The organism is Gordonia paraffinivorans NBRC 108238 (assembly GCF_000344155.1).
In the GTDB taxonomy this organism is placed as follows: Bacteria; Actinomycetota; Actinomycetes; order Mycobacteriales; family Mycobacteriaceae; genus Gordonia; species Gordonia paraffinivorans.
Window position 1 is genome coordinate 42,552 of sequence record NZ_BAOQ01000028.1, and the last position, 22,446, is coordinate 64,997.

Below are 22,446 nucleotides of genomic sequence, written 5' to 3' on the forward strand. Positions count from 1 at the left end.
AAGCCGCCCGGAGCGTCGATGCACACAGCGCCGATGGCCGGCAATCCTGGGCGTGATCCTCTTGGCCGTCGGCACCCTGTCGGGGTGCTCGCTGTTCTCCGACTCGCCAGAGGACACCCTTCGGTCATTCGCGGAGAACCTGCAGAAGGGTGACGTCGCAGCTGCCGCAGGCCTCACGGATGACCCGCCGGCCGCTCGCGCCGCGATCCAGTCGATGTTCGACGGCATGGGATCCAAGCCGAAGCTGAGCGTCTCCGCCGACCTCGTCGACGACAAGCAGGTGACCGGCACGCTCGAACACCGCTGGCAGATCCGAGACGACACCGTCGAATACCAGACAGATGCGACGCTGGTGGACAGCGGCTCCGGCTGGCGCATCCGCTGGCAACCAGCGGTGCTGCACCGTCAGCTCCGCGACGGCCAGACGTTCTCATACAGCGACGACCGCGCCTATCGCACCCCGGTTCTCGACGTCAACGGACAGCCGCTGATGACCTGGCAGGCCGTCTCGCTCGTCGACCTCGATCGCGCACAGATCGGTTCGGCGGACGCGCTGGCCAGGGCGTTGCGCCCCGTCGAACCGGATATGACCGGCGCCGGGATCCGAAAGCTGTTCGACGGCAACGACGCGGCCAAGCAGAACGTGATCAGACTGCGGGAATCGGACTGGAAACGCGTGCAGCGCGCCGTCCAGTCCATCCCGGGTGTGACCACGTCCGAGCAGGGCGCCCTGCTCAGTGCGACGAAATCCCTTCATTCCCCGGCGATGTCGGGGCTCGAGGGGATCTGGCGCCAAACCATCGACGCAACCGCGGGTTGGTCGGTGTTGCTGGTCAACGACGACGGATCCGCGGCACACCTCGTGGATTCAGCGCAACCCCGGCCGACCCCACCCGTGCAGACCTCCATCGACCGCGACATCCAGACCCAGGCCCAGCGCGCCGTCGACGCCGAGCGACGGCCGGCGATGATCGTCGCGATCGCACCGTCCACCGGCGGGATCGTCGCCGTGGCGCAGAACGACGCCGCCGACAAGTCGGGGCCCGTCTCGCTCAGCGGCCTGTACCCGCCCGGTTCGACCTTCAAGACGGTGACCACCGCCGCCGCGCTCGCCGACGGGGTCGTGCAACCCACGTCGCAGGTCCCGTGCCCCGGCCGCACGACGATCGAGGGCCGCACGATCCCCAACGAAAACGACTTCGATCTCGGAACAGTGCCACTCGCGACGGCTTTCGCCCGATCCTGCAACACCTCGATGGGCGCGCTGGCCAACAAGCTGCCCGAGAACGCGCTGACGGACATGGCACGCCGATTCGGCATCGGCGCCGACTACGACGTCCCCGGCCTCACGACGGTGACCGGCAGGGTTCCCGTCGCCGATTCCCCGGCTCTGCGCGTCGAGAACGGCATCGGCCAGGGCACGGTGACGGTCAGTCCGTTCGGGCTGGCGCTGGCCGAGGCGAGCCTGGCGCGCGGCGAGACCGTCTCCCCGGTGCTCGTCGACGGACAGAGCACCAGCGGGGACGTCGAACCGAGGAAGATCCCCGAGGAGGTCACCGGCCCGCTGCGGAGCATGATGCGCGACACCGTGACCCGCGGCACCGCCACCGCGCTACGCGACGTCCCCGGCCTGGGCGGCAAGACCGGGACGGCGGAGTACGGCGACAACAAGAACCCGCACGGCTGGTTCGCCGGGATCGCCGGCGATCTGGCGTTCGCGACGCTGGTCGTCGGGGGCGGATCGTCGGCACCGGCCGTGGGTGTCACCGGGGAGTTCCTGCGACCGCTTCGGAACTAGATGCACGCAGACCATGTCTGCACTTTGGCGACCCTGACGGGGCTCGAACCCGCGACCTCCGCCGTGACAGGGCGGCGCGCTAACCAACTGCGCCACAGGGCCTTGCTGCGAACAAAGTACTGCATCCCGTCACCCGGGTTTCGACCACCCCCACCAGTGCGATCACGGGCGCCTTCCCCGGGCCCACGCCGGTCAGCGCTCGCCCGCCTCCCCGAGCTCCGCGGAGCCGGCGAGCAGGAACGGGAAGACGGCGTCCCGGAGCAGCGGGGCCACGGTCTCGTCGTCGAGGTCGCGCCAGGACACCTCCGCGATCTCGGCCTTCGGGGCGGCGACCTCCACGTAGGGGTGCTCGAACACGTCGGCGATCACCCGCCGCCCGCTCTCGTTGGCCGCGGCCGCCTCGAACTCGCCGAGCGCTCCAGGTCGTCGGCCGAGATCGACACCCCGAGCTCCTCGAGGCACTCGCGCACCGCCGCGTCGACGGGTCGCTCACCGGGATCGGGCTTTCCGCCGGGGAACATGAACATGCTCGTGCCGCGCTTGCGAACCGTCAGCACCCTCCCGTCGGCGTCACGGATCACCACTGCACTGACCCGGATCGGCTCCATGCGGCCACTCCCCTTCCCGTTGCGCGGTCGTCTGGGCCATCATGTCGCAGATCTCCGGCAGCCCGTCGGGCACACCGGGACCGCAGCTCCGCGCCGGGACCTGCCCGGCGACGGCCGCCTGCCAATCCGTGCCCGACTTCTTGACCCGGTGTTCGCGATCGGCTCAGATGAACCCATGAGCGACGAACTGTTCGAGCACAAGGCCAAGACCACGCTGACGCGCGAGGACGCGGCGAAGCGACTCCACGCACTCGCCGACGCGATCGCGCGCCACAACGAGGTGTCATACGTGCAGAACGACAAGACCGTCCGTATCGACGTCCCGGCAGAGGTCGAGCTGAAGATCGAGTTCGAGAGCGGCGAGGGCGAGGGCGAGATCGAGGTCGAGATCTCCTGGTGAGCCCTGAAGACCACACGGGCCGGTGACACAGCGTCACCGGCCCGTTTCTCGTCGTGGGTGGAGATCAGATCTTACCGAGGTTCTCCATCTGATCCAGGGCGAACAGCGAGGTGCGGTACATCGCGTCGATCTCGGCGACCGTCGCACCGCGGGTCGCCGGGTTCTGCAGACCGAAGTTGTTCACGAGCGCGACGGTGCGCGTCGACTGGAACAGCAGGGTCGTGGCCTGGCTGTCACCGATCACGTCGCCCAGGAACCAGGCGGTGAAGAGCGGATGCAGGTCCACGCCGTAGGTCTTCTTCACGTCCCGACGATGGTCGGGGTGGCGTCGACGAGCGCGTTGCCGAAGGCGTAGTAGTCACGCGTGTGTTCGGCGGTGGTGCCGATGTTCTCCAGCGCATACGGGAAGTCGACGATCAGGTGGGCGAAGATCTGCCCGAGGAGGACGCGGCCGGGACTGCGGTCGCACTTCTTGGTCAGCTTGAAGGCCTCGGCCCAGTGCGCCTGCGGGGTGCCGCCGGTGACGAACTCGTGGAGGTTGCCCACGTACAGCCGCACGACCTCGACTGCCAGGGCCTCGGCCCACTCGGGATCGTCGTAGGTCCCCGAGGCGATGCTCGGACCGACGAGTTGCAGGATGTTGTCGAAGGCGATCGGGAACGTGCCGAGATAGTTGTCCGACGTGCTGAGTTCCTTGCGCAGGTTGCTGATCGCGGTGCGCGCATCGTCGAAGGTCTTGATCCCGGATACGTCGGTGAGTTCCGCGAGGCGCTTCTCGCTCTCGGGAGTCGACGCGGGCACACAACGGGTCGCCGGCGCGGCTGCGGCCTCCGCTCCGACGAGGCCGGCTCCCCCGACCAGGACAGAAGCGGCCACGAGGCCTGCGCACAGGGCACGTCTGACGTTCATGACGGGTCGGCATATGCACGGCACGTAAGTCGACCTACACACCCCGACCGATATGTCCCGTTTCCGTGGTCGCTATCATGTGGCGGCGAGATTTCCTGTGTGAAAGTAGCGTTCGTTCACTCTGGCACACTTTGGAACGGGTCGGGAATGGACAGCCGTCCCAGTGCACCGGACGCATTGCCGCGCTCCCCGAGATCACACCCCGATTCCCAGACGACGGGCTACCTGCGGTCCGCCGACCTCGCACACGAAGTCCGGGTCGCCACACACGACGAGTTCGTCGCGCGCCCGGGACAGGCCGACGTAGAGACGCTCACGTGACCGGTCCCAGGCCTTCTTCTCGTTGAGCGCCAAGACGACGACCCGGCGCTCGAGCCCCTTGAAACCGAGGACGTGCCCGTAGAAGACCTGCTCGTCGTCCCAGAACGACGCCCAGTAGGCCTTGTTGCCCTCGGCCTGCCGAGCCTTCTGCTCGGGATGGCGGCTTCCGGTGGTCAACAGCGCGATATCCTCCGGACGCCACCCCTCGTCGAGCAGCAGATCGATCTGGTCGTCGGCGACGTCGAGCGCCTCCTCCGGAGAACACGGGATGAACCGGACCTCGGGACCGTCGCCGCCGTGCAGCTGCATCCGTTGCCCGACAAGCGGTTTGAATGTCTCGGCGATCTGCTTGGTGTTGCGCAGGTTGTGGTCGAGGACCAGCGGGACGAGGTCGACCGGCGGCGAACCCTGCCGCGCGAAGACCCGCTGCGCCTCGTCGATGAACACGTAGATGCCCCCGTTCTCGGGGTCCTTCAGGCAGGCCAGCAACGGCTTCCACCAGTCGTCGGCGAAGTCCTGCGCCTCGTCGACGACGATCGCGTCGAACCGCTTTCCCGGCGGGAGTTGCTGTGCCAGTTCGTACATCTGACGCGGCAGAGTGTGCTCCCAGAACTCCTGGGCGGCCTCGGTGCGCTCCCGTTCGTCCGGACCCGTCGCCGCACCCCAGGTGATGCCGAGCTCGTGGAACTCCCCCACGTAGGCGGGACGTTCCTTGTGCCCCCATGTGGCGGTGAGCCTTTCGAGATAGGACGCCAGCCCGTGGGAGTAGCAGACCAGGGCCACGCGCCGGCCCGACTTCGCGAGGCGCCGCGCCTGCTCGACGGCCAGAAACGTCTTCCCGCTGCCGGCCCCGCCCCGGACCTCGACGCGGTTGAGCTGGGTGATCGCCCGCAGGATCACCGCCTGGTGGGAGGTCAGCGTGTCGGCGACGCTCTCGTTCTCGAGCGCCCTGGCCACGACGTCCCGCTGAGGCAATCCCCTGCCGCCCAACGCGATACCGAGTTGATGGATGCCGTCGGCGTCGATCGGCGGCAGGTCGAGGCCCCTCTTCAGCACGACGCTGCGGATCAGCGGCATGAGCTGGTCCAGCTGGGTCCGGTCGACGATCTTCCACCGGGGGCAGTCCGGGAGCGCGAACGCCGGACCCACCTCGGTGTGGGGCAACACGACGACGTGATCCCAGCGGAGTCGGCCGACGGTCCAGCGCGGGTCGGACTCGACGAACTCCCTCAGCGCGTAGCAGGCCTCCCGCGCCTGCGCGACCGGGTCGATGGGCTTCGGCGCCTGCCCGACCCGCTCCTGCCACCACGACTCGCCGTCGTGCCAGACCTCGCCGCCCTTGACCTCCACGCAGACGATCCCGGCGCCCTCGATCGCCACGACGAAGTCGATCTCGTGATCTTTCACGTGATCGGTGACCCGCTGCCCGACGACGAGCAGGTCCTCGTCGGCGAGCTGGGCGGCCAAGGCGTCGAAGACGATCTCTTCGCTGGCTGCCGCGAAGCGCGGGTTCGCGGGGATCACCGTCGGCATGTCGTGTCTCGTCCTCCCACAATCTGCTCGCTCGAATCCCGGGGCCACCGCGCCCGCACCCGTCACTCGGCGGGCGCCTCGTCGGATTCCGGCCTCGCCGCACGCTACCGCGTCCGGGCGACGGGTCCAGCGCGCCGCGGGCAGATGCGTCTCGATTCCTCCGATCGGACCAATCGCCTGTCCCGGGCTAACGACTCGCTCCCGCGGCGGGATCTACCGTTCGCCCGACAAACGCAGCCCCAGGAGATCGAAGACATCATGCGCAGCAGCTTCGTCCCGCTCGCCGCTGCGGTGAGCGTCTCGCTCGCCGCGGCCACGGCCTGCGGCGCAACCACGGACGAAAGGTCCGGGGCCGCCGTGACGTCACCGCTGCCGACGACCACCGTGACGGAGACGGTGACCGGCACGACCCCGGCGCCCGCCCCCGGACCGGCCCGACGAAGCCAGACCGAGACGCCGCCACCACCCACCACCGGTGCGCCGATCATGCCCGACGTGGTCTGCATGAACCTCCAGGACGCGCAGGACAGGATCCAGGAGGCCGGCGTGTTCTTCTCCCGCAGCGAGGACGCGACCGGCCGGCGACGATCGCAGATCCTCGATCGCAACTGGATCGTGGTGGGCCAGACACCGAGTCCCGGAACGCCTTTCGGTGAGGGAGAGGCCGTTCTCGCCGTCGTCAAGATCGGCGAGCCCCACGACTGCTGACCGCGAGGTCGACGGATCGTCGCCCGACCCGCCTGCGAAGCACGGCTGTCCGACTAGCATTTCCTCCGAGACCGGCCACGTGGCGGCCCCGGACATCGGCCGCCCCGGTTCGCGGAGGGGGAGGTCGTACTCGGGACGATGACGACCATTGCGGTGGGGCTCGACCACAGCCCGGAGTCGGAGGCGGCAGCTCGTTGGGCCGCGCCGGCGGCGATCCGTCGTGATGCCCGGCTGCTGCTCGTCCACGGCTATGCGCCGACGGGAACGGCGCAGGGTCTCGCCGAGTTCGACATCGAGAACATCCGCGACGCCGCCATCGCGCGCGCCGACGCCGTCGCCGCCGCCCTACGCGACGACCATCCGACCCTGCGCGTGGACACCCTCATCCGGCCGGATCTCCCCATCCCCCTCCTGCTGAAGGTGTCGGAGGAGGTGCGGCTCCTGGTCCTGGGGCACCATCGGGCCGGCTGGCTCGAGCGGCTCACCGCCGGCAGCGTCAGCGCCGCGGTCGCGGCCCGCGCGAAGTGCAACGTGGTCACGGTTCCGTTCGGCAACCTCTGCTTCGACGGGCCGGTCGTCGCGGCGATCGACGTCGACGCGCCGTCGGAGCAGGCGCTCCAGGGCGCCTTCGACGTGGCCCGTGAGATCGACCAGCCGGTGACCGTCATCTCCGCGATCTCGGATGATGCTGCGCCGGAGGAGATCTCCGATGCCTATGCGCGCGCAGAGGCGCTTCTCGCGCCATGGCGGCAGCGCTACCCCGACCGGCATGTGACCATCCAGCTCATCAACGGCGACCCGCATCGTTCGCTGGCCGAGGCCGTCCCGCACGCGTCGCTGCTGGTGATCAGCCGCCCGCGGTCCGGCGTCTTGTTCCCCGCCTGGATCACGTCGGTGACACGCGCCGCCCACCACGCGTCGAAGTACCCGGTGGCGGTGGTCGACCACTCCGTGTCCTGACTTCGGCGAGTTCGGATCACCGTGACGCTGAACGGTGTCCGCTCCCGGTTCTACGGCTAGCTTCGTCGGCACCGGATCCCACGCGAAGGAGCACCATGACCGAGACCGCCACCCGCCTCAACGACGTCGACATCGCCGCCGTCGGGCATCTCTTCGAGGGCATCCGCGCCGACGAATCCAAGGCGCAGACCACCTGGGCGGCCCATGTCCAGTGGAACGGCGCGTTCGCCTCGCAGGCCCGCGTCCGCAATTTCTCGCCCATCGCGTCCGACGAGCCGACGGCGCTCGGCGGCGGCGACACCGCACCCAACCCGGTCGAACAGCTGCTGGGCGCCCTCGGCAACTGCCTCGCCGTCGGGTACGCGGCCAACGCCACGCTCGCCGGCATCGAGCTCAAGGATCTGCGCATCGACCTGAAGGGCGACCTCGACCTGAGCGTCTTCCTCGGACTCGCCGAGGGACACGCCGGCTTCACCTCGATCACCGCGAAGGTCACCATCGACTCCGACGCCCCGCAGGAGAAGCTCGACGAGCTGCACGCCCGGGTCAAGGCGAGCTCGCCCGTCGGGCACACGCTGGGCAACGCGGTGCCGGTGGACATCGTCCTCAACTGATCGCAGCCACCGACCTCGGGCCCGGCGACCGTTCGGCCGGGACCTGAAAGACAGCCGGCGAGCACTCCGATGGTGCTCGCCGGCTGTTTGCTCGTCGTGGCCGCCTCACATGCCGCGCCACTGTCGGGATCTGCACTGCCTCATGGCTCCACCACTCATAGACTCTGACCCGTGCCCCTGACCGTCGATCCGCTCACGCTCGGCCAGCGGCTCGTCGCCGTCCTCGAGGACGGACGGCGCACCGCCACCTACAAACTCGCGGTCCTGATGGCCTTGCTGGATCTGGCGGTCGAATCGGTTCCCGAGGACCCCGATGCCGCCGTGGACATCGATCTCGACGAGCTCACGACACGCGTCATCGAGCTGTATTGGCGGCAACTGCGTCCGCTCGACGGACATCGACTGCGCCAGTCCAACGACGGACGCGGCGTCATCTTCGACGCGCTTGCCCGCCTGGCGGAGGACGCCGCGGCGGGTCGGCGACCACCAGGTCTCCGCGCCGTGGCGGCTTCTCACCCGGACGAGTACCTCGCCACACACCTCCGCGTGAAACGAACCCTGGTGCGCTACCCGCTGAAGCTGGTGCAGAACCTCACCTCCGGGGGTTCCGAGGAGCGCTTTCTCTACGACGACTCGTGGATGGGAACGGATTCGGTGAAGCGCATCGCCGAGCACGGAAACAAGCTGACCCTCTATCCCGGTGTCTGTCACACGATTGCCCGCCTGGCACCGCTGCTGAAGCCCGCCTTCCAGCTCGCGTGGGTCGACGACGTCCGACGCATGAACAAGGACTTCCTCTCCGACGGCCCCGATCTGGCGCAACACCTGTTCGGGGCCGACCGGATCTCGCTCCAACGCGCCGGCGACGTGCTGGCCGAGGCGTTCGATCCCTCCTGCTTCTACTGCAACGCGGCGGTCCGACGGTCACGCCACGTCGATCACGTGTTGCCATGGTCGCGTGTGGGAATCGACGGGCTGGCGAACCTGGTGTTGGCCTGCCGAGGCTGCAACAGCAGCAAGTCCGACCGGTTGCCTGCACCGGCCCATGTCACCCGCGCACTCGACCGGGGGCGCGGCACCCTCGATGAACTCGCCGCCCAGATCAACTGGCCGAGCCAGTACGACCGGGTGGTGGCAGCCGGACACGGCCTGTATCTGACCCAGCCGATCAACACCCCGGTGTGGGAGGGGCGGTCCGCCGTGCGAGCGCTCACTCGCGCCGATATCTCCTGGTTCCACGACCACCTGCCGCTCTGAGGACCAGACGACTCGGCCCGGTCTCGTCACACGGAAGTCGCAGGGTCGGCGCCCGCATGGGCGGCGAGGACGTATCCGCACACCACCACCCCGGCACTCACCGCCGCGGCCTGCATCCCCATCGCGGCGGCGGTCAGTCCCACCGCGGACAACCGGGCCGCGTGATCGCCGGCGTCGAATCCCGTCAGCACCGCGGTGACGGCGACCAGCACCGTGGAGACCGACAGGACCGAGACCAGCCTGGAACTCCAGCCCGCCGGCCCCGCCCGCAGGAACAGGCTCGCGACCCCTGCTCCGGCGATGAACGCCAGCAGCGCGAGGGCCGGCGAGAACACCGGCAACCCATGGGCACCGGCCGCTCCCATGCCCAGGATCAGCACGTTTCCGGTCATGTTGCCGAGGAACACCGTGTCGAACGCGAGGAAGCCTCCGGCGTCGACGATCCCGGTGGTGAAGGTCAGAACGAGCATGAGGACGAGGTCACGGGTACCGCCGGTAGGCCTCGGTGGCGGCGCGGGCGAACTCGCGGCGATCTCGTCTGTGCCCACGCTCGACTCCTCCCGCGATCGCACGATCCAGCAGATCGTATGCCGGTTCGTCCGCCTCCGCGACCGGCGGAGTGCACACCACGTCGCCGGGTATCGTCGTCCCGTGGCCGGATACGACGACGAATCCGCGGCTCCGACACGGCCTTCCGACGACGCCGCGCTCGACAATCCCGCGTGGTTCTCGCTCAGCGGCCCCCACGCGGGGCTCGCACAGCGCGTCGGGCGCGCGGTCCGATTCCACCCCGGCGTCGCCCCGATCGCCGCGCTGCCGACCGCACCGACGGGGAGCGACTGGTCCGATGCCGCCGAACTCGTCGGCCCCGGCGGGGCACTGCTCCTGTTCGCCGTCCCCGAAGCGGTGCTCCTCACCACCGACGACGTCCCCGAGATGACAGACCTGGCACGACGAACCCGACCCGGCCCCTTTCGGCCCCGCACCATCGAACTCGGCACATATCTGGGAATCCGGCACGACGACAGGTTGGTTGCGATGGCCGGAGAACGACTGCGCCTGCCGGGCCATACCGAGATCAGCGCGGTGTGCACCGATCCCGACCATCGGGGCCGAGGTCTCGCGACACGCCTGGTTCTCGCACTCGTGCAGCAGATCCGGGACCGCGGCGAGACACCGATCCTGCACGCCGACGGACGGAACACCACCGCGATCAGGCTCTATGAGCGTCTCGGGTTCGTCGTGCGCATGGAGGTCGTGTTCCAGAGGGCGGTGGCACCCTAGGAACCCGGGATCACGTCGCGTTTCAGCGATCTCGCGAGCGGCGCGATCTCGTCGAGGTAGATCGACGCGAGGATTCCCGACTCGTCGGCCATGTTGCGAACCCGATCGCCCTCGGCCCGATCGCGTTCGGCGTCGATGGCGTGCTCGAGTTCGTCGATCGCGCTGACCCGGTCGAGCCACGCCTGCTTCTCCTGACGCTGCTGGATGCGCGCGACGATCTGTTCGTAACTCGCAAAGGCCTCCAGACGTTCGACGAGACCGTCCAGCCGGGTCGAGAGCAGCCCCGCCTTCTCCGCGTAGGTCGCCATCACCTCGTCGTCGGTGCCGAGTGGACCGTCCGGCGGGTCGCCGAGGATCGCGAGCTGGTCGCGGATCCGGGTGGCGGCCCGGGCGATCGCGGTCACCTCGCCGGCCAGGTCGACGCGCACGGAATGCAGGTCGAAGAACTCCAGCCCCCAGGCCGGGTTCCGGCTGACGCGGTCGGCGACGAGCGCTGTGGTCCACGCGATCCGGCCGACCGGGTCCCGCACCATGTTCTCGAGTTCGGCGCGTTCCTCCCGGCCCGGCCGGTGGCGACGGGTGGACTGCGAGATCTGCTGGTCGTCGAGCGGACGGCCCGCCCAGATGTCGAGGGCGAGCACCCCGAAGTCGCCGACCCCGTCGTCGTCGGGACGTCGTGAGCCCTCGAGACGCTGCTGGATGTCCTGGCAGGCGGTCCAGCGGCGTGCGCGCGCGAGGCGCAGCCGGTCGGCGAGATCACCCGCGGCGTCGGCGGCGCCGACCAGACGTGCCGGGCGTTCGTCCGCGGTGACGGCGGCACCCGAGCGGCGGCGGCCGAGGTCCCTCTTCATGCCGCCGAACATCGCGGAGAAGGCTCCGATGGCCGCCGACGCGAGGAGGACGAGGGCCACCGCGAGCACCACCACGAAGACGGCCACCGCGACGAACACCATGAGTCCAGTAGAGCACGACGAGCCCACCGTCGGAGCAGTTCTTTAGCACCGATAACGAGGCGTCGCGGGCCTGTCGTACCCCGGGCCTAACGTGCCTTGTGTCCATCCCGATCGGAGGTCATCGCATGCCCGTCACCGTCACCGAGAGATCCCTCGATTTCGCCTTCCCAGAACTCCACGCCGACGCACGTCTCCGCATCAACGTCATGCGCACCCTTCGCGTCCCCGACGACGACACCACCTACGGATTGCCGCCGGGAATGGGCACATTCGAGTTGCGCACCGCCGCCGACACCTGGTCACGCGCGCACGGTTGGACACCGACCGACGTGGTGCTCCCGATGTGGCAGGCCGAGGCCGCGTGGTTCAGCTTCCACTGCCCGTCCGACTACCCGTTCCTGGTGCGGATCTCGGTCGGCGGGGTGAACGCCGTCACCGGCGAGGACTTCGCCGAGGAGATCGACTTCTTCGGCGAGGACTATTTCGAGGTGCCGGAGCAACCGTGGCTCGACGGGTTCCGCGTCGACGCCACGACCGTTCGGCAGTTCGTCGCGATGCCGCTCGGCCGCGGCTACACCGCCGCCGAGCAACTGACCGGCGACGACGACGGATCGATCCGAATCGAGGTCACGCCGCTGCGCGCCGACGTCTGGGAGGAGCGGGTCGCCGCCCGGCACGACATCGCTACCCCGGGGATGCCGGCCGGCGCGGTGTTCGACGGCCTCCTGTGCGAGGGTGTGCCCGACCCGGACGGGGCGACCGGCATGGGCCTTGGCGCCGGGGGCACGATCACCCAGTCGATCGCGACGCCGGTCGAGCCGCGCGGCAACTGGGACACCACCGCGACCAGCCGGTCGACCCTGCGCATCGTCAACAGCGCCGACTGGGAGGCCCTCACCGGCACCCGGCCGCACCACGAGCCGCCCACGATTGCCGAGTACGTCGAACACGGCTACCCGTGGTTCGAGTGGTACGACGACTCACTCGCCCGCCAGGGCGACTCGAAGTTCTCGTCGATCAAGACGGTGAAGGAGATCGGCGCAGAGAAGGGCGAGTCGCCGCTGCCGGACAACACGAGCTTCACCCCGCCGCAGCCGCACGTCGTCGGATCATGATCGGGCATCCACAGGATGTCATTTACGTCCCCTGACCGCGCGAGGTCGCCGGCCCCGATGTTTCCGGGACCGGCGACCCCGCACTCGTCATGCCCTCCTGGGGCGGCCGCCCTCGCCACCGGGTGGTGGCACCGGCCGGATCAGTCCGCGCGCGTACCGAGTCGACGGGCCACCTTGGTGGCGACCAGGTAGGGGGTGGCACCCAGCGGCCACTGGGAGACGATCCTGCCCTTGCCCGATTTCGCGCGGAAGTAGTTGGAGGTGTCCGCCCAGACCGTCTTCGCCAGCTGGTCCTGCAGCCACTCGTTGTACATGGCGTAGGCGCGCTCGCGTACCCGGACCCGGGTCAGGGACTTGTCGCGCAGCTTCGCGATCAGGCCGGCGGCGAACTTCGCCTGGGACTGGTAGAAGGAGACGAGCGGAACCGAGTTGGTGTTCGGGCCGTACATGATGAAGAAGTTGGGGAAGTTCGGCACCATCATGCCGAGCAGAGCGTCGGGTTCACCGGCCCACTGCTCGTGTAGATCGGCCCCACCCTCGCCATGCACCTCGAAGTTGCCCAGGTAGTTCGCCGCGTCGAAACCGGTTGCGAGCACGATGATGTCGAGATCATGCTCGTCGCCGTTCGCGTCGATCGCACCTTGCTTGGTCAGCCCCTTGACACCATGCGGGACGAGCGTCACGTGCGGACTCTTCAGCGCCTTGTAGTACGTGTCGCTGAGGACCGTCCGGCGGCCCTCGAACGCGAACTTCGGGGTGGCCATCTCCAACAGCTCCGGATGGGAGCCCAGCTCGCTCTGCAGGAACGCCAGCGACTGTGCGTACCGCATTCGGTTCGGCCGCCCGTTGGCGCGGGCGTGGCCGGCGAAGAACTGGCGCTTGTCGTAGTCGAAGTACAGCCGCAGACGGCGGTACCAGTACACCGGGGCGAACCGGTTCAGGCGACGCTCGGTCGCGGTGAACTCCCGGGCGTTCTTCGGCAGGATCCAGTTCGGCTCGAGCTGGAAGATCTTGACCTCGGAGGCGACCTTCTCCGCCTCGGTCACAATCTGCACCGCAGACGAGCCGGTGCCGACGACACCCACCTTCTTGCCGGCCATGTCGAGTCCCTCGATCCAGCGCGACGTGTGGCAGATGGCGCCCTCGAAATCGTGGTCGCCGCGAGCGAAGGGCGGGATGAGCGGGATGTTCAGGAATCCGACGGCGCTGATCACCGCGGTGAACGGCCCGTGGTCCTCACCCGAGCTCGTCTTGATCGTGTACTGGCGCTTCTCGTCCGACCAGGTCACGTCCTCGACCGCCTCGTTGAACCGCATGTGCTCGATCAGCCCGTGCTTGGCGGCCACGTAATTGAGGTAGCCGAGCAGCTCCTGCCAGTCGACGTGGGTGCGGGACCAGTCGTAGCGCTCATACGAGAACGAGTAGATGTGGGACTCCAGGTCCACCTCCGCCCCGGGGTACCGGTTGTAGAACCAGGTGCCACCGAGGCCGGGGGCCTTCTCGAACATGACGAAGTCGTCGATTCCCTTGCGCTGCAACTCGACGGCCGCGGCGATACCACTGAACCCGGTTCCGATGATCGCCACTCGTACTGGTGTTGCCATGTGGATGTCTCCCTGCTGATGATCCGACGCCGACCACTCACGGCGGTTGTTGACTATTGGCCTAGTCTTTAGACCTTATTTGGATGTGTCAAGGGCCTCTTGTGCCCTACTCGGACACCTTCCCTACTTGACCTGCACGCTCCAGCCGCCGTCGACGACGAGGTCCGTGGCAGTGATGAAAGATGCCTGATCCGACAGCAAGAATGCGATCGCTGCGGCGATTTCCTCGGGGTACCCCAGCCTGCGCATCGGCGTGCGCTCCTCCATGTCGGTCCGGCGCGCCGGATCCTCCACGTAGAGATGTTCGATCATGGGCGTGAGGATCGCGCCCGGGCAGACCGTGTTGCACCGGATGTTCTCCGGAGCCAGTTGCAGTGCGAGAGACCTGGACAGCGACACGATCGCCGCCTTGCTGACCTGATACGCGTCCAGGGGCGAATCCATCCCCCGCGTGCCGGCGATGCTGGCGACATTGACGATGCTGCGTCCCTTGCCCTTCCGCAGCGCCGGGACGGCCGCGGAGATGAGCGCACGGGTTGCGTGCAGGTTCACGCCGAGCGTCACATCCCACACCGCCTCGTCGGCGTCGAGCGCCGACCCGTCCCGGTCGAAGAACGCCACGCCCGCGGCGTTGACGAGGTGGTCCAGGCCGCCGTCGGCGAACGGACTCAGCAGCTCGTCCAGATCACCGGAACGCAGATCCAGGGGCACGTACCGCACATCGTCGGGCAGCGAGGCGGGCCGCTCCGGCTTGATGTCGGTCGCCACCACGCGGCAGCCGTCGGCGGACAGACGCTGCGCGGTGGCCAGTCCGATCCCGCCACCCGCCCCGGTGACCAGCGCGGTGCGGCTCATCGGGTTGCTCCCGTCGCGAACGCCTCACGCAGGCGCTTGCCGGCGAACTCCATCGCCTCGGACGCGGTCGGGAAGATCTGGTCGAGCCCGAAGAATCCGTGGATGAGCCCCTCGCTCTCGAACACCTCCACGGGCACGTCCGCCTCGCGGAGGGCCTGCGCGTAGAGCTCGCCCTGCGGACGAATCGGGTCGCACTCGGCCAGGATCACGGTTGCCGCCACGAGACCCTCGAGCTTCGCGTCGAGCACGGAGACCCGCGGATCGGTGGCCCAGTCCGGGCCCGGGAGGTAGTTGTCCTGGTGCCACTGCATCTCGTCGCGCTCGAGCATGATGCCCTCGTACTCGTCGTCGAAGCCCTTGCCGAGGTCACAGGTGGTCACCGGGTAGATCAGCAGTTGATGCGCGAGCGGAGCCATCCGGTCACGCGCCTCGAGCGCGACCGCGGCGGCCAGGTTGCCGCCGGCGCTGTCGCCCGCGACGGCCACTCGCGAGACGTCGACCGGCAGGTTCCCGGGCACACGCGCCCATTCGAGGGCGTCGATGGCGTCGTTCACCGCGGTCGGGAACCGGTGGTCCGGTCCGCGGCGGTAGTCCACCGACAACACGGCGGATTCCGATGCGGTGGCGAGGAGCCGGGTCGTGACATCGTGCGAATCGATGCTGCCCAACAGCCACCCGCCACCGTGGTAGTAGACCGTGAGCGGCGGGTCCTCGGCCCCCGAGGGCAGGTACAGCCGTCCGCGGATGGTCTCACCGTCACGAGTGGGGATCGCGACGTCGCGGGTCTCGTGGATCGGCGGCTTCTCCAGCGCGGCGAAAGTGTTCTCGAAGTTCTCCCGCGCGGTCTCCACCGGCAGGAGGTGGGCATTCGGACGACCCGAGGCCTTCGAGTCGTCGATCATCTTCTGGGCGATCGGATTGAGGGGCATGACAGTCCTTCCTGGTGGGAATTCCGGTGCGGGTCAGACGCGCTCGTAGTAGCGCTTCTTCTCCCAGTCGGTCACCGCGCCGGAATCGAAGGCGAGCAGTTCGTTCTGTGAGGAGACGAGAAGATGTTCGAACTCTTCGTCGCCGAAGGCCGCGCGCAGCATCTTGCACTCGGCGAACCGGTGGAGTGCTGCGTGCATGGAGGTGGGTACCGTCTCGATCTGATGTGCGTCGTCCCAGGCGTTTCCGGAGAACACCTCGGGGGTCGGCAGGTCGCGCTGGACACCGTCGAGCCCGGCGGCGATGGTGGCGGCATAGGCGTAGTACGGATTGACATCCGCCCCCGGGATCCGGTTCTCGACGCGGAACGACGCGCCCTCGCCGACCAGCCGGAACGCGCAGGATCGATTGTCGGCACCGAGCGCGATCGCCGATCCGGCGAACTGATCGGGCTGGAACCTCTTGTAGGAGTTGATCGTCGGCGCGAACATCAGGACCACGTCGGCGGCGTGTTCGATCTGGCCGGCGACGAACGACCCGAACTTCTCCGACATGCCGCCGCCCTCCTTCGCCCAGCACAGCGGGGCGGGCGTGGGATCGGTGCTCCACATGCTCACGTGCAGATGACACGAGGAGCCGACCTCGTCGATGGCGGGTTTCGCCATGAAGGTGACGGTCAGGTCCGACTGGTTGGCCAACTGCTTGACCCCGTACTTGAAGAGCACGTGCCGGTCGGCCATCTCCAGTGCGCCGCAGTAGTCCAGCGTGATCTCCTGCTGCCCCAGGCCCCATTCGGGCTTGGACGACTCGATCGGGATGCCGAACTCGGGCATCATGTTCCGGATCTGGCGGATGAACCAGTCGTCGCGGGCGGACTGGATCAACTGGTAGTCCGACCGGTAATCGGACGTCATCGCCAAATTCTGGTATCCGAGCTCCCAGGCCTTGCGCGGCGGCGTCTGGGACAGGAAGAACTCGAGCTCGGAGGCGAACTGGAAGGCCAGTCCCTCCTCGGCCGCACGCGCTATCTGCTTCTTGAGGATCGTGCGCGGCGCAACCGACAGCAGCTCGTCGCGGTCGGCCTCGTAGGCGTCACAGATGACCATGGCACAGTTCGGTTCCCACGGAACACGGCGGAGGGTCGCCAGGTCGGGGACCAGGCGGATGTCCGCCCACCCGTTGGACGCGTTGGACACCGGCAGGTCGAGAGGGTTCATCTCGAGGTCGACCGCGAACACGAAGCTGCTCGCGTTGACACCGCCACCGTTCAGGCACAGCGAACGGAAGGCGTTGACGGTCAACCGCTTTCCGACCGTTCGTCCGTAGGGGTCGGGTGCGGCGCAGATGACCGTGTCGATCGTTCCGTCGGCGACATGTGCGTCGAACTCGTCGAGGGACAGGATTCCGGAATGTGTCACTGGTGCTCCAGGTGTCGTTGAAGTTCCCACGGCGTGATGAACGTGCGCATCCACGCCTCGTATCGCTGGTGCTCGGCTCTGCGGGTGGACGCGAATGCCTCGACGAACGCCTTGCCGAGAGTCTGTGCGGCATACCCGGAGTTCTCCAGGGCGGTGATCGCATCGCCCAGATTGTCGGGAAGTGCCTTCGCCCCGACGGGCCCGGCCTCCGGTAGGGGCAGCTGGTCCTGAAGTCCCACCAGTCCGCCCGCGAGCAGGGCCGCGGCGACGACGTAGGGGTTCGCATCGGCGCCGGGACGGCGGTGCTCGATCCGCGCCGCCTTCGTGCTCCCCAGAAGGGCTCGACACGTCGCGTTTCGGTCGTCGCTCCCCCAGAATGCCCGGTCGCCGACGAACATCGCCGGATCGGCCCGCTTGAACGAGTTGACGTACGGGCTGAACAGCACCGTGAAGTCCGTCATCGTCTGCAGCAGACCGGCCAGGTATCGCGAGCCCACGTCGGAGAACCTGCCCGGTTCGTCGACCATCACGTTCGCACCGTCTCGGACAAGACTGGAGTGCACGTGCCCGCCGGCCCCGGAGAAGCCGCCGAACGGCTTCGCCATGAAACTCGCGCGGAGCCCGTGCTCGGCACACAGGTCGCGGAGATACTGGCGCGCGCGGGCGGCGCCGTCGGCCGCCTCCTTGGCCGGCGCCGGCGCGAGCGCGAACTCGAAGAACCCAGGTCCGAGCTCGGAGTGGAAGGCCTCGACCTCGATACCGACGTGCGTCATGCGGTCGATGTACTCCGACGCCAGTTCGTCGGCCTCCACGGATCTGGTCAGGCTGTAGGCGTTGTGGGTTCGGCCGAGCGGGGTCAGTCCGGAGGTGCCGTGGAACTCCGCGCCCGGGGTCTCCCGGAAGATCCACACCTCGTACTCGTATCCGAGAACGGGCTCGAGATCGAGCGAGCGATACTCGTCGATCAGGCCCAGGAGCACACCGCGCGCCGAGGGGCCGAACGGCCGGCCGTCCGCGTCCACGAAGTCGGCGATGACCGCATCGGTCCCCTGCCGCCAGGGCAGCTCGACCCGGGTGGCCTCATCGGCGACGACCACCCCGTCGGGATATCCGTTCTCCGCGTTGCTGAACGGCGTGTCACTGGCGTCGTCCACCAGCGACAGCCCGTACGCGATGGTGCAGAACGCCATCCCCGAGTTCGTCTTGTCGGAGCGGACGAGTTTGCCCCGCAGGCCGAGGTCGTAGTCCGGGACCTCGATCTGGGTCATCGGCCTGAGTCTGCTCATGCCTTTCCTCCACGGTTTCCAGGGGTCCGTCCGACGCGGTGATAGACGCTGTCGGGGACCAGCGAGGGGTCTCGGTACACCCACCACGTGCACGCTGTCGCGGCACCGGGTTGTCCGGTCCAGATCGGCGGATCGATGACGCGCGTGGGGAATCCGATCCGGTCGATCGGCATCACCACGTTGAGCTGGCAGCAGTGGACGCAGTAGGAACAGATCCCCACCTCGTTCCACGCCCAGTCGTGCCGACGCGTCGTGGTGGCGAAGCCGTAGGGCGCCGCCGATCGCGGTTCGCCGCCGGTCACCTCGGCGTCGAGCATCCGTCCGCCGGAACCGCAGGGCGCGAAGCGGAAGCCGATACGGTCGGGTTCCTCGATCATCTCGATGTCTCCCTGGCGATCCCGCCCGACCAGGTGGGCGTGGAACCCGTCGACGATCGCGACCATCAGCTGGTTCGCCGACACCTGCCACGGTTGGTTCTCCGGGGAGAAGCGCCGCTCGTGCGCGTCGTACCAGTCGGCCATGAGGAAGTCCCAGAGTTCTCCGAGGATGTCCTCGCCGCAGAGCCGGACCGCGATGTCGATGTGTCCGGCGACCCGATCCACGGCACGGTCGTGGATGCCGAGCCAGATGGCGTGCACCTCGTCGACGAGTTCGATCGCGCGACTGTCGCCGTCGCGGCATCGTCGGGCGGCGTCGAGGGCCGCGTCGCGGTACTCCGGCCACTCGGCCTGGATACCGGTCATGGCGACGTCGCCGATGACCGAACGCAACCGGTCCTGCTCACGTTCCAGTTCGGCGGGATCCACGCCCCGTCCGGTGAGCCACCGGGCGACCTCTGCCGGCCACCGCTCGTAGACGTCGCGGAGTTCGTCGGCCTCCTCGAGCGACACCTCGAGGAGGTCGGCCGCCGCTCGGTGGTCGCCGGCCTCGATACGCGCCTTGGCCGCCCTGAAGGTCCCCTGCGACAACTCGTCCCACGAACCGATGCGGGCCGGGCGCCCGAGGAACGTGCTGTGCGCGACGACCGGTGAATCCTGGCCCACGGTCATGTGAGCTCGAACCCGCCGTCGACCAGCAGTTCCGCACCGGTCGTGTACGAAGACTGATCGCTGAGCAGGAACGCCGCCGCGTGCGCGATCTCGTCGGGTCTGCCGAACCGCCCAGTGGGCACCCGCCGCTGCAGGCTGTCCGGCAGACGGGAGGTGTCACCGTGCGCCGCGGCCATCGGCGTGGCGACGAACCCGGGGGCGATGGAGTTCACCCGGATGCCCCGTGAGGCCAGCGCACGGGCCGCGGTCCGCGTGAGCATCGACAGCCCGGCCTTCGACGCCGCGTACTGCGGCGTCGGGTCTGGATCGGTCAGGGCCACGACGCGATGCGATTCGATCGAGCTGATGTTGACCACCGCTCCGCGACCGGACCGCTCCATGTGCGGCGTGACGGCGTCGATCAGGTTGTAGGTGCCGACCAGGTTCACATCCAGGGCCCGGCTCCACGAGTCCTGGCTCACGCCGGCGAAGCCCGTCGTCTCGAGCATGCCCGCGCAGTTGACCACGTAGCTCAGGCCTTCGCCGGCATGTTCGTCGACGATGTCCTGCAGGCCGCGACGATCGCGGACGTCGACCGCACACGGCACGTGGAGGTGGGCACGTGGGCCACTGACCTGTTCGGGTTCACGCAGGTCGAGTGCCAGCGTCCGGATTCCGGCGTCGATCAGCACCGCGGTCACGGCCGCGCCGATACCCGACGCCGCGCCGGTGACGACGGCGCCCTTCCCCGAAAAGGTCAGGGCCATGTGTGCGGTCGACGGGCTCATCGCGCTCCGTACCTTTCCTCGAACGCGGCCATGGCATTCTCGAAGCACTCACGCGGCGCGCGGATGACACCGGCACCGATCTGCCCGCCGTCGCGGCCCGCCAGGCCCACGTCCATCACGGGGTAGATGTCCTTCTCCAGGACCATCCGGGCGTCGACGCCGGTCGGGGTGCCGCGGAAGGAGAACAGCGGAATCCGGTAGGTGCCGTTCTCACCGTGGGTGATGGAGTACATCTCCCGATTGCGTTCGATCATCACGTCGGGAGATCCTCCCTGATAGTCCTGCAGCGACAGCGCGCAGGCCTGTGCGAAGCCTCCCAATCCGACGGTCTCTGTGATCGGGCTCTCGCCGCCCATCCAGGTGATCTCGTCCTCGGTGTGACCGGCGAACAGCTTGCCCTCGTGAACCGGCGGCGGTCCCTCGAACCACTGGTCGCCGAGGCCGGCGAGCTTGATGGCGAAGCCGCGGCAGCTGAACGCCATGGCGGACACCAGGGTCGAGCCCTCGACGACCATGGCGTCGGCGGACGCCTTCGCCGCGGCCATCGAGAGCCGCAGGAAGAAGTAGTCGTTCTCCGCGAGATGCAGCATCGTCTCCTGCACGCCGGGCACGCCTTCACCGACCATGCCCAGGACCGCGGGCAGGATCTCCCGGTTGAAGAGGATCGACGCCGCGGCGTTGCGGCTGTGGACCTCGTCGCCCATCCGCAGCGCCCGGGCGATGAGCGGCTTCAGCGCGATCCCGCCGCTGCGGCGGATCGCCTCGCCCACAACGGGCGCCAGCACGGTGTTGACGTGCAGCAGGCGCTCGTGGACCCCCTCGTCGTAGCAGCCGTAGTTGAGGCGGCGCGGTTCCTTGCCCTCGTAGAAGTTGCAGAACCCGACGTTGCCGTGGGCACGGTTCTCGACGACGAACACCGGCATCGAGGCCGTGTAGATGCCGGCCAGAGATCCCACCGCCGCGTAGTCATGGCAGGCGCCGATCTCGATGCGTCCACTGGCGAAGCCCTCGATGGCCTCCTCTCGGGACGTCGCGAGGCCTTCGAACAGCGCGCCGCCGATCAGCGCCTCACGCTGGCCTCCCGTGTAGTCCTCCCACGCCATCGGAGCACCGGAGGTGAGGACCAGGTTCTCCTTGTAACCGGGCAGCACCTCGCCCGCAGGCGCGACATCGACGACCCACGGGTCGGCGGCGTCCAACCGGGAGAATGCCTCGGCGTTGGCCTCGTCGACCGACACCGACGGCGCGAGGGCCACTCCCGACGCGCTCCCGCCGCTCACCATGCGACGACCCCGCCGTCGACGAGGAGGGTCTGCGCGGTGATGAACGAGGCCCGCGGCGACAGCAGGAACTCGACCGCCTCGGCGACCTCGGACGGCTCACCGATGCGCTTGAGCATGGCGTGGGCCGCGCTCTTCTCCTCGCCACCGGAAACCCGGGCCATCGATTCGCTCATGGGCGCACGGATCACACCGGGGGCGACGTTGTTGACCCGAATGCCGCGCTCGGCCAGCTCCTCGGCGACGTACCGCGTGTAGGCGGCGATACCCGCCTTGGTCGCGCCGTAGACCGACGCGCCCCGGAAGCGTCCGAAGTGCCCGGTGAGGCTGCCGACGTTGACGATCGCGGTCCCCTCGGTCAGGTGCGGCGCCACCGCGTCGGTCACGCGCGCCATGCCGGCGATGTTCACCTGGAACATCAGCTCCAGCTTCGCCTCGTCGATTTCACCGAGGAACGAATCACGGAGGACGCCGGCGCAATTGACGAGCCCGGCGAAGGTCTCACCCTCGTCGAGGACGGACTCGACGGCGCGGTCCACGTCGGCGCGATCGGTGACATCCATCTCGACGGTCACGATTCCGTCGCGCTCGACGAAGGCCGGGTCGAGTGCGTCGATGGCCGGCTCGAGGTCCGCGGCGACCGGGGTGTACCCCGACTCACGCAGCCGGTGGCAGATGGCCTGGCCGATGACCCCGGCACCGCCGGTCACTATGACTTTGTTCCCCACGAAGGGCTCCTTCTGCTCTGGATTACATTTCCGTGCGAGTGAGATCAGTGTCACCGCTAAAGGACTATTGGT

The 22,446-nt window shown here is 68.4% G+C and carries 22 protein-coding genes, 1 tRNA gene and 1 pseudogene; 8 read left to right on the forward strand and 16 right to left on the reverse strand.

What is annotated here, in order from left to right; all coding sequences use genetic code 11:
- Nucleotides 1-52 precede the first annotated feature (52 nt).
- Nucleotides 53-1,798, forward strand: a complete 1,746-nt coding sequence (locus GP2_RS14160) for a penicillin-binding transpeptidase domain-containing protein (protein WP_006901207.1) — start codon at nt 53-55, stop codon at nt 1,796-1,798.
- 25 nt (nt 1,799-1,823) lie between these two features.
- Here the strand turns inward: GP2_RS14160 and GP2_RS14165 are convergent.
- Together GP2_RS14165 and GP2_RS14170 are read right to left on the reverse strand one after the other, a co-directional pair.
- Nucleotides 1,824-1,900: transfer RNA gene (locus GP2_RS14165), tRNA-Asp, on the reverse strand.
- Nucleotides 1,901-1,990: 90 nt separating this feature from the next.
- Nucleotides 1,991-2,406: pseudogene (locus tag GP2_RS14170) on the reverse strand (NUDIX hydrolase).
- 175 nt (nt 2,407-2,581) lie between these two features.
- Here GP2_RS14170 and GP2_RS21660 point away from each other — a divergent pair.
- Nucleotides 2,582-2,806 (forward strand): amphi-Trp domain-containing protein, encoded by a 225-nt coding sequence (locus GP2_RS21660; RefSeq protein WP_006901210.1) that lies wholly within the window; start codon nt 2,582-2,584, stop codon nt 2,804-2,806.
- A 64-nt stretch (nt 2,807-2,870) separates the two neighbouring features.
- Here GP2_RS21660 and GP2_RS22205 read toward each other — a convergent pair whose 3' ends face one another.
- The 3 genes from GP2_RS22205 to GP2_RS14185 form a co-directional block, all read right to left on the reverse strand.
- Nucleotides 2,871-3,110 (reverse strand): hypothetical protein, encoded by a 240-nt coding sequence (locus tag GP2_RS22205; protein ID WP_006901211.1) that lies wholly within the window; start codon nt 3,108-3,110, stop codon nt 2,871-2,873.
- The gene (locus GP2_RS14180; RefSeq protein WP_006901212.1) at nt 3,107-3,715 is read right to left on the reverse strand and encodes a DUF5995 family protein; all 609 of its coding nucleotides are present in this window, start codon (nt 3,713-3,715) and stop codon (nt 3,107-3,109) included. Before GP2_RS14180 ends, GP2_RS22205 begins: the two co-directional genes overlap by 4 nt.
- A gap of 195 nt (nt 3,716-3,910) precedes the next feature.
- Nucleotides 3,911-5,569: a nuclease-related domain-containing DEAD/DEAH box helicase gene (locus GP2_RS14185; protein ID WP_006901213.1), complete on the reverse strand. Its 1,659-nt coding sequence runs from the start codon at nt 5,567-5,569 to the stop codon at nt 3,911-3,913.
- Between the two features lie 258 nt (nt 5,570-5,827).
- On the opposite strand from GP2_RS14185, the gene GP2_RS22210 reads away from it, so the two are divergent.
- The 4 genes from GP2_RS22210 to GP2_RS14205 all read left to right on the forward strand — a co-directional run bounded on the left by GP2_RS22210 (nt 5,828) and on the right by GP2_RS14205 (nt 9,108).
- Nucleotides 5,828-6,277: a PASTA domain-containing protein gene (locus GP2_RS22210; RefSeq protein ID WP_051997228.1), complete on the forward strand. Its 450-nt coding sequence runs from the start codon at nt 5,828-5,830 to the stop codon at nt 6,275-6,277.
- 138 nt (nt 6,278-6,415) lie between these two features.
- Nucleotides 6,416-7,237, forward strand: coding sequence for a universal stress protein (locus GP2_RS14195; protein ID WP_006901215.1), 822 nt, complete (start codon nt 6,416-6,418; stop codon nt 7,235-7,237).
- A 95-nt stretch (nt 7,238-7,332) separates the two neighbouring features.
- Entirely contained in the window at nt 7,333-7,851 is a 519-nt protein-coding gene (locus GP2_RS14200) for an OsmC family protein (RefSeq protein ID WP_006901216.1), read from the forward strand.
- A gap of 171 nt (nt 7,852-8,022) precedes the next feature.
- Nucleotides 8,023-9,108 (forward strand): HNH endonuclease, encoded by a 1,086-nt coding sequence (locus tag GP2_RS14205; RefSeq protein ID WP_006901217.1) that lies wholly within the window; start codon nt 8,023-8,025, stop codon nt 9,106-9,108.
- Nucleotides 9,109-9,134: 26 nt separating this feature from the next.
- Here GP2_RS14205 and GP2_RS14210 read toward each other — a convergent pair whose 3' ends face one another.
- Nucleotides 9,135-9,656: a DUF1275 family protein gene (locus GP2_RS14210; protein ID WP_006901218.1), complete on the reverse strand. Its 522-nt coding sequence runs from the start codon at nt 9,654-9,656 to the stop codon at nt 9,135-9,137.
- A 103-nt stretch (nt 9,657-9,759) separates the two neighbouring features.
- Between GP2_RS14210 and GP2_RS14215 the strand changes: the two genes are divergently transcribed.
- Complete coding sequence (locus GP2_RS14215) at nt 9,760-10,392, forward strand: GNAT family N-acetyltransferase (protein ID WP_006901219.1); 633 nt, start codon at nt 9,760-9,762, stop codon at nt 10,390-10,392.
- Here the strand turns inward: GP2_RS14215 and GP2_RS14220 are convergent.
- Nucleotides 10,389-11,345 carry a hypothetical protein gene (locus GP2_RS14220; protein ID WP_006901220.1) on the reverse strand — a complete coding sequence of 319 codons (957 nt, stop codon included), beginning with the start codon at nt 11,343-11,345 and terminating at the stop codon, nt 10,389-10,391. The genes GP2_RS14215 and GP2_RS14220 overlap by 4 nt on opposite strands.
- Before the next feature lie 125 nt (nt 11,346-11,470).
- Between GP2_RS14220 and GP2_RS14225 the strand changes: the two genes are divergently transcribed.
- Nucleotides 11,471-12,460 carry a hypothetical protein gene (locus GP2_RS14225; RefSeq protein WP_006901221.1) on the forward strand — a complete coding sequence of 330 codons (990 nt, stop codon included), beginning with the start codon at nt 11,471-11,473 and terminating at the stop codon, nt 12,458-12,460.
- A 140-nt stretch (nt 12,461-12,600) separates the two neighbouring features.
- Here the strand turns inward: GP2_RS14225 and GP2_RS14230 are convergent, their stop codons facing one another.
- The 9 genes from GP2_RS14230 to GP2_RS14270 all read right to left on the reverse strand — a co-directional run bounded on the left by GP2_RS14230 (nt 12,601) and on the right by GP2_RS14270 (nt 22,374).
- Nucleotides 12,601-14,064 (reverse strand): flavin-containing monooxygenase, encoded by a 1,464-nt coding sequence (locus tag GP2_RS14230; protein ID WP_006901222.1) that lies wholly within the window; start codon nt 14,062-14,064, stop codon nt 12,601-12,603.
- Between the two features lie 123 nt (nt 14,065-14,187).
- A complete protein-coding gene (locus tag GP2_RS14235) occupies nt 14,188-14,919 on the reverse strand; it encodes an SDR family NAD(P)-dependent oxidoreductase (RefSeq protein ID WP_006901223.1) in 732 nt (243 codons plus the stop codon).
- A complete protein-coding gene (locus GP2_RS14240) occupies nt 14,916-15,848 on the reverse strand; it encodes an alpha/beta hydrolase (RefSeq protein WP_006901224.1) in 933 nt (310 codons plus the stop codon). The genes GP2_RS14235 and GP2_RS14240 overlap by 4 nt, the downstream gene beginning before the upstream one ends.
- Nucleotides 15,849-15,881: 33 nt before the next feature.
- Complete coding sequence (locus GP2_RS14245; RefSeq protein WP_006901225.1) at nt 15,882-17,264, reverse strand: glutamine synthetase family protein; 1,383 nt, start codon at nt 17,262-17,264, stop codon at nt 15,882-15,884.
- Nucleotides 17,261-18,550 carry a glutamine synthetase family protein gene (locus tag GP2_RS14250; protein WP_040527086.1) on the reverse strand — a complete coding sequence of 430 codons (1,290 nt, stop codon included), beginning with the start codon at nt 18,548-18,550 and terminating at the stop codon, nt 17,261-17,263. The genes GP2_RS14245 and GP2_RS14250 overlap by 4 nt, the downstream gene beginning before the upstream one ends.
- Nucleotides 18,547-19,599 carry a hypothetical protein gene (locus GP2_RS14255; protein ID WP_006901227.1) on the reverse strand — a complete coding sequence of 351 codons (1,053 nt, stop codon included), beginning with the start codon at nt 19,597-19,599 and terminating at the stop codon, nt 18,547-18,549. The genes GP2_RS14250 and GP2_RS14255 overlap by 4 nt, the downstream gene beginning before the upstream one ends.
- Nucleotides 19,596-20,366 carry an SDR family NAD(P)-dependent oxidoreductase gene (locus tag GP2_RS14260; RefSeq protein ID WP_006901228.1) on the reverse strand — a complete coding sequence of 257 codons (771 nt, stop codon included), beginning with the start codon at nt 20,364-20,366 and terminating at the stop codon, nt 19,596-19,598. Before GP2_RS14260 ends, GP2_RS14255 begins: the two co-directional genes overlap by 4 nt.
- Nucleotides 20,363-21,649, reverse strand: coding sequence for a YlbE family protein (locus tag GP2_RS14265; protein WP_006901229.1), 1,287 nt, complete (start codon nt 21,647-21,649; stop codon nt 20,363-20,365). The genes GP2_RS14260 and GP2_RS14265 overlap by 4 nt, the downstream gene beginning before the upstream one ends.
- Nucleotides 21,643-22,374, reverse strand: a complete 732-nt coding sequence (locus GP2_RS14270) for an SDR family NAD(P)-dependent oxidoreductase (RefSeq protein WP_006901230.1) — start codon at nt 22,372-22,374, stop codon at nt 21,643-21,645. The genes GP2_RS14265 and GP2_RS14270 overlap by 7 nt, the downstream gene beginning before the upstream one ends.
- Between the last annotated feature and the right edge of the window lie 72 nt (nt 22,375-22,446).

Coding starts and splice junctions, on each gene's coding strand:
- GP2_RS14220 (WP_006901220.1), bottom strand. CDS start 11,345: ATGGTGTTCGTCGCGGTGGCCGTCTTCGTGGTGGTGCTCGCGGTGGCC.
- GP2_RS14225 (WP_006901221.1), top strand. CDS start 11,471: ATGCCCGTCACCGTCACCGAGAGATCCCTCGATTTCGCCTTCCCAGAA.
- GP2_RS14255 (WP_006901227.1), bottom strand. CDS start 19,599: ATGACCGTGGGCCAGGATTCACCGGTCGTCGCGCACAGCACGTTCCTC.
- GP2_RS22210 (WP_051997228.1), top strand. CDS start 5,828: ATGCGCAGCAGCTTCGTCCCGCTCGCCGCTGCGGTGAGCGTCTCGCTC.
- GP2_RS21660 (WP_006901210.1), top strand. CDS start 2,582: ATGAGCGACGAACTGTTCGAGCACAAGGCCAAGACCACGCTGACGCGC.
- GP2_RS14260 (WP_006901228.1), bottom strand. CDS start 20,366: ATGAGCCCGTCGACCGCACACATGGCCCTGACCTTTTCGGGGAAGGGC.
- GP2_RS14230 (WP_006901222.1), bottom strand. CDS start 14,064: ATGGCAACACCAGTACGAGTGGCGATCATCGGAACCGGGTTCAGTGGT.
- GP2_RS14250 (WP_040527086.1), bottom strand. CDS start 18,550: ATGAGCAGACTCAGGCCGATGACCCAGATCGAGGTCCCGGACTACGAC.
- GP2_RS14195 (WP_006901215.1), top strand. CDS start 6,416: ATGACGACCATTGCGGTGGGGCTCGACCACAGCCCGGAGTCGGAGGCG.
- GP2_RS14180 (WP_006901212.1), bottom strand. CDS start 3,715: ATGAACGTCAGACGTGCCCTGTGCGCAGGCCTCGTGGCCGCTTCTGTC.
- GP2_RS14200 (WP_006901216.1), top strand. CDS start 7,333: ATGACCGAGACCGCCACCCGCCTCAACGACGTCGACATCGCCGCCGTC.
- GP2_RS14265 (WP_006901229.1), bottom strand. CDS start 21,649: ATGGTGAGCGGCGGGAGCGCGTCGGGAGTGGCCCTCGCGCCGTCGGTG.
- GP2_RS14235 (WP_006901223.1), bottom strand. CDS start 14,919: ATGAGCCGCACCGCGCTGGTCACCGGGGCGGGTGGCGGGATCGGACTG.
- GP2_RS14240 (WP_006901224.1), bottom strand. CDS start 15,848: ATGCCCCTCAATCCGATCGCCCAGAAGATGATCGACGACTCGAAGGCC.
- GP2_RS14185 (WP_006901213.1), bottom strand. CDS start 5,569: ATGCCGACGGTGATCCCCGCGAACCCGCGCTTCGCGGCAGCCAGCGAA.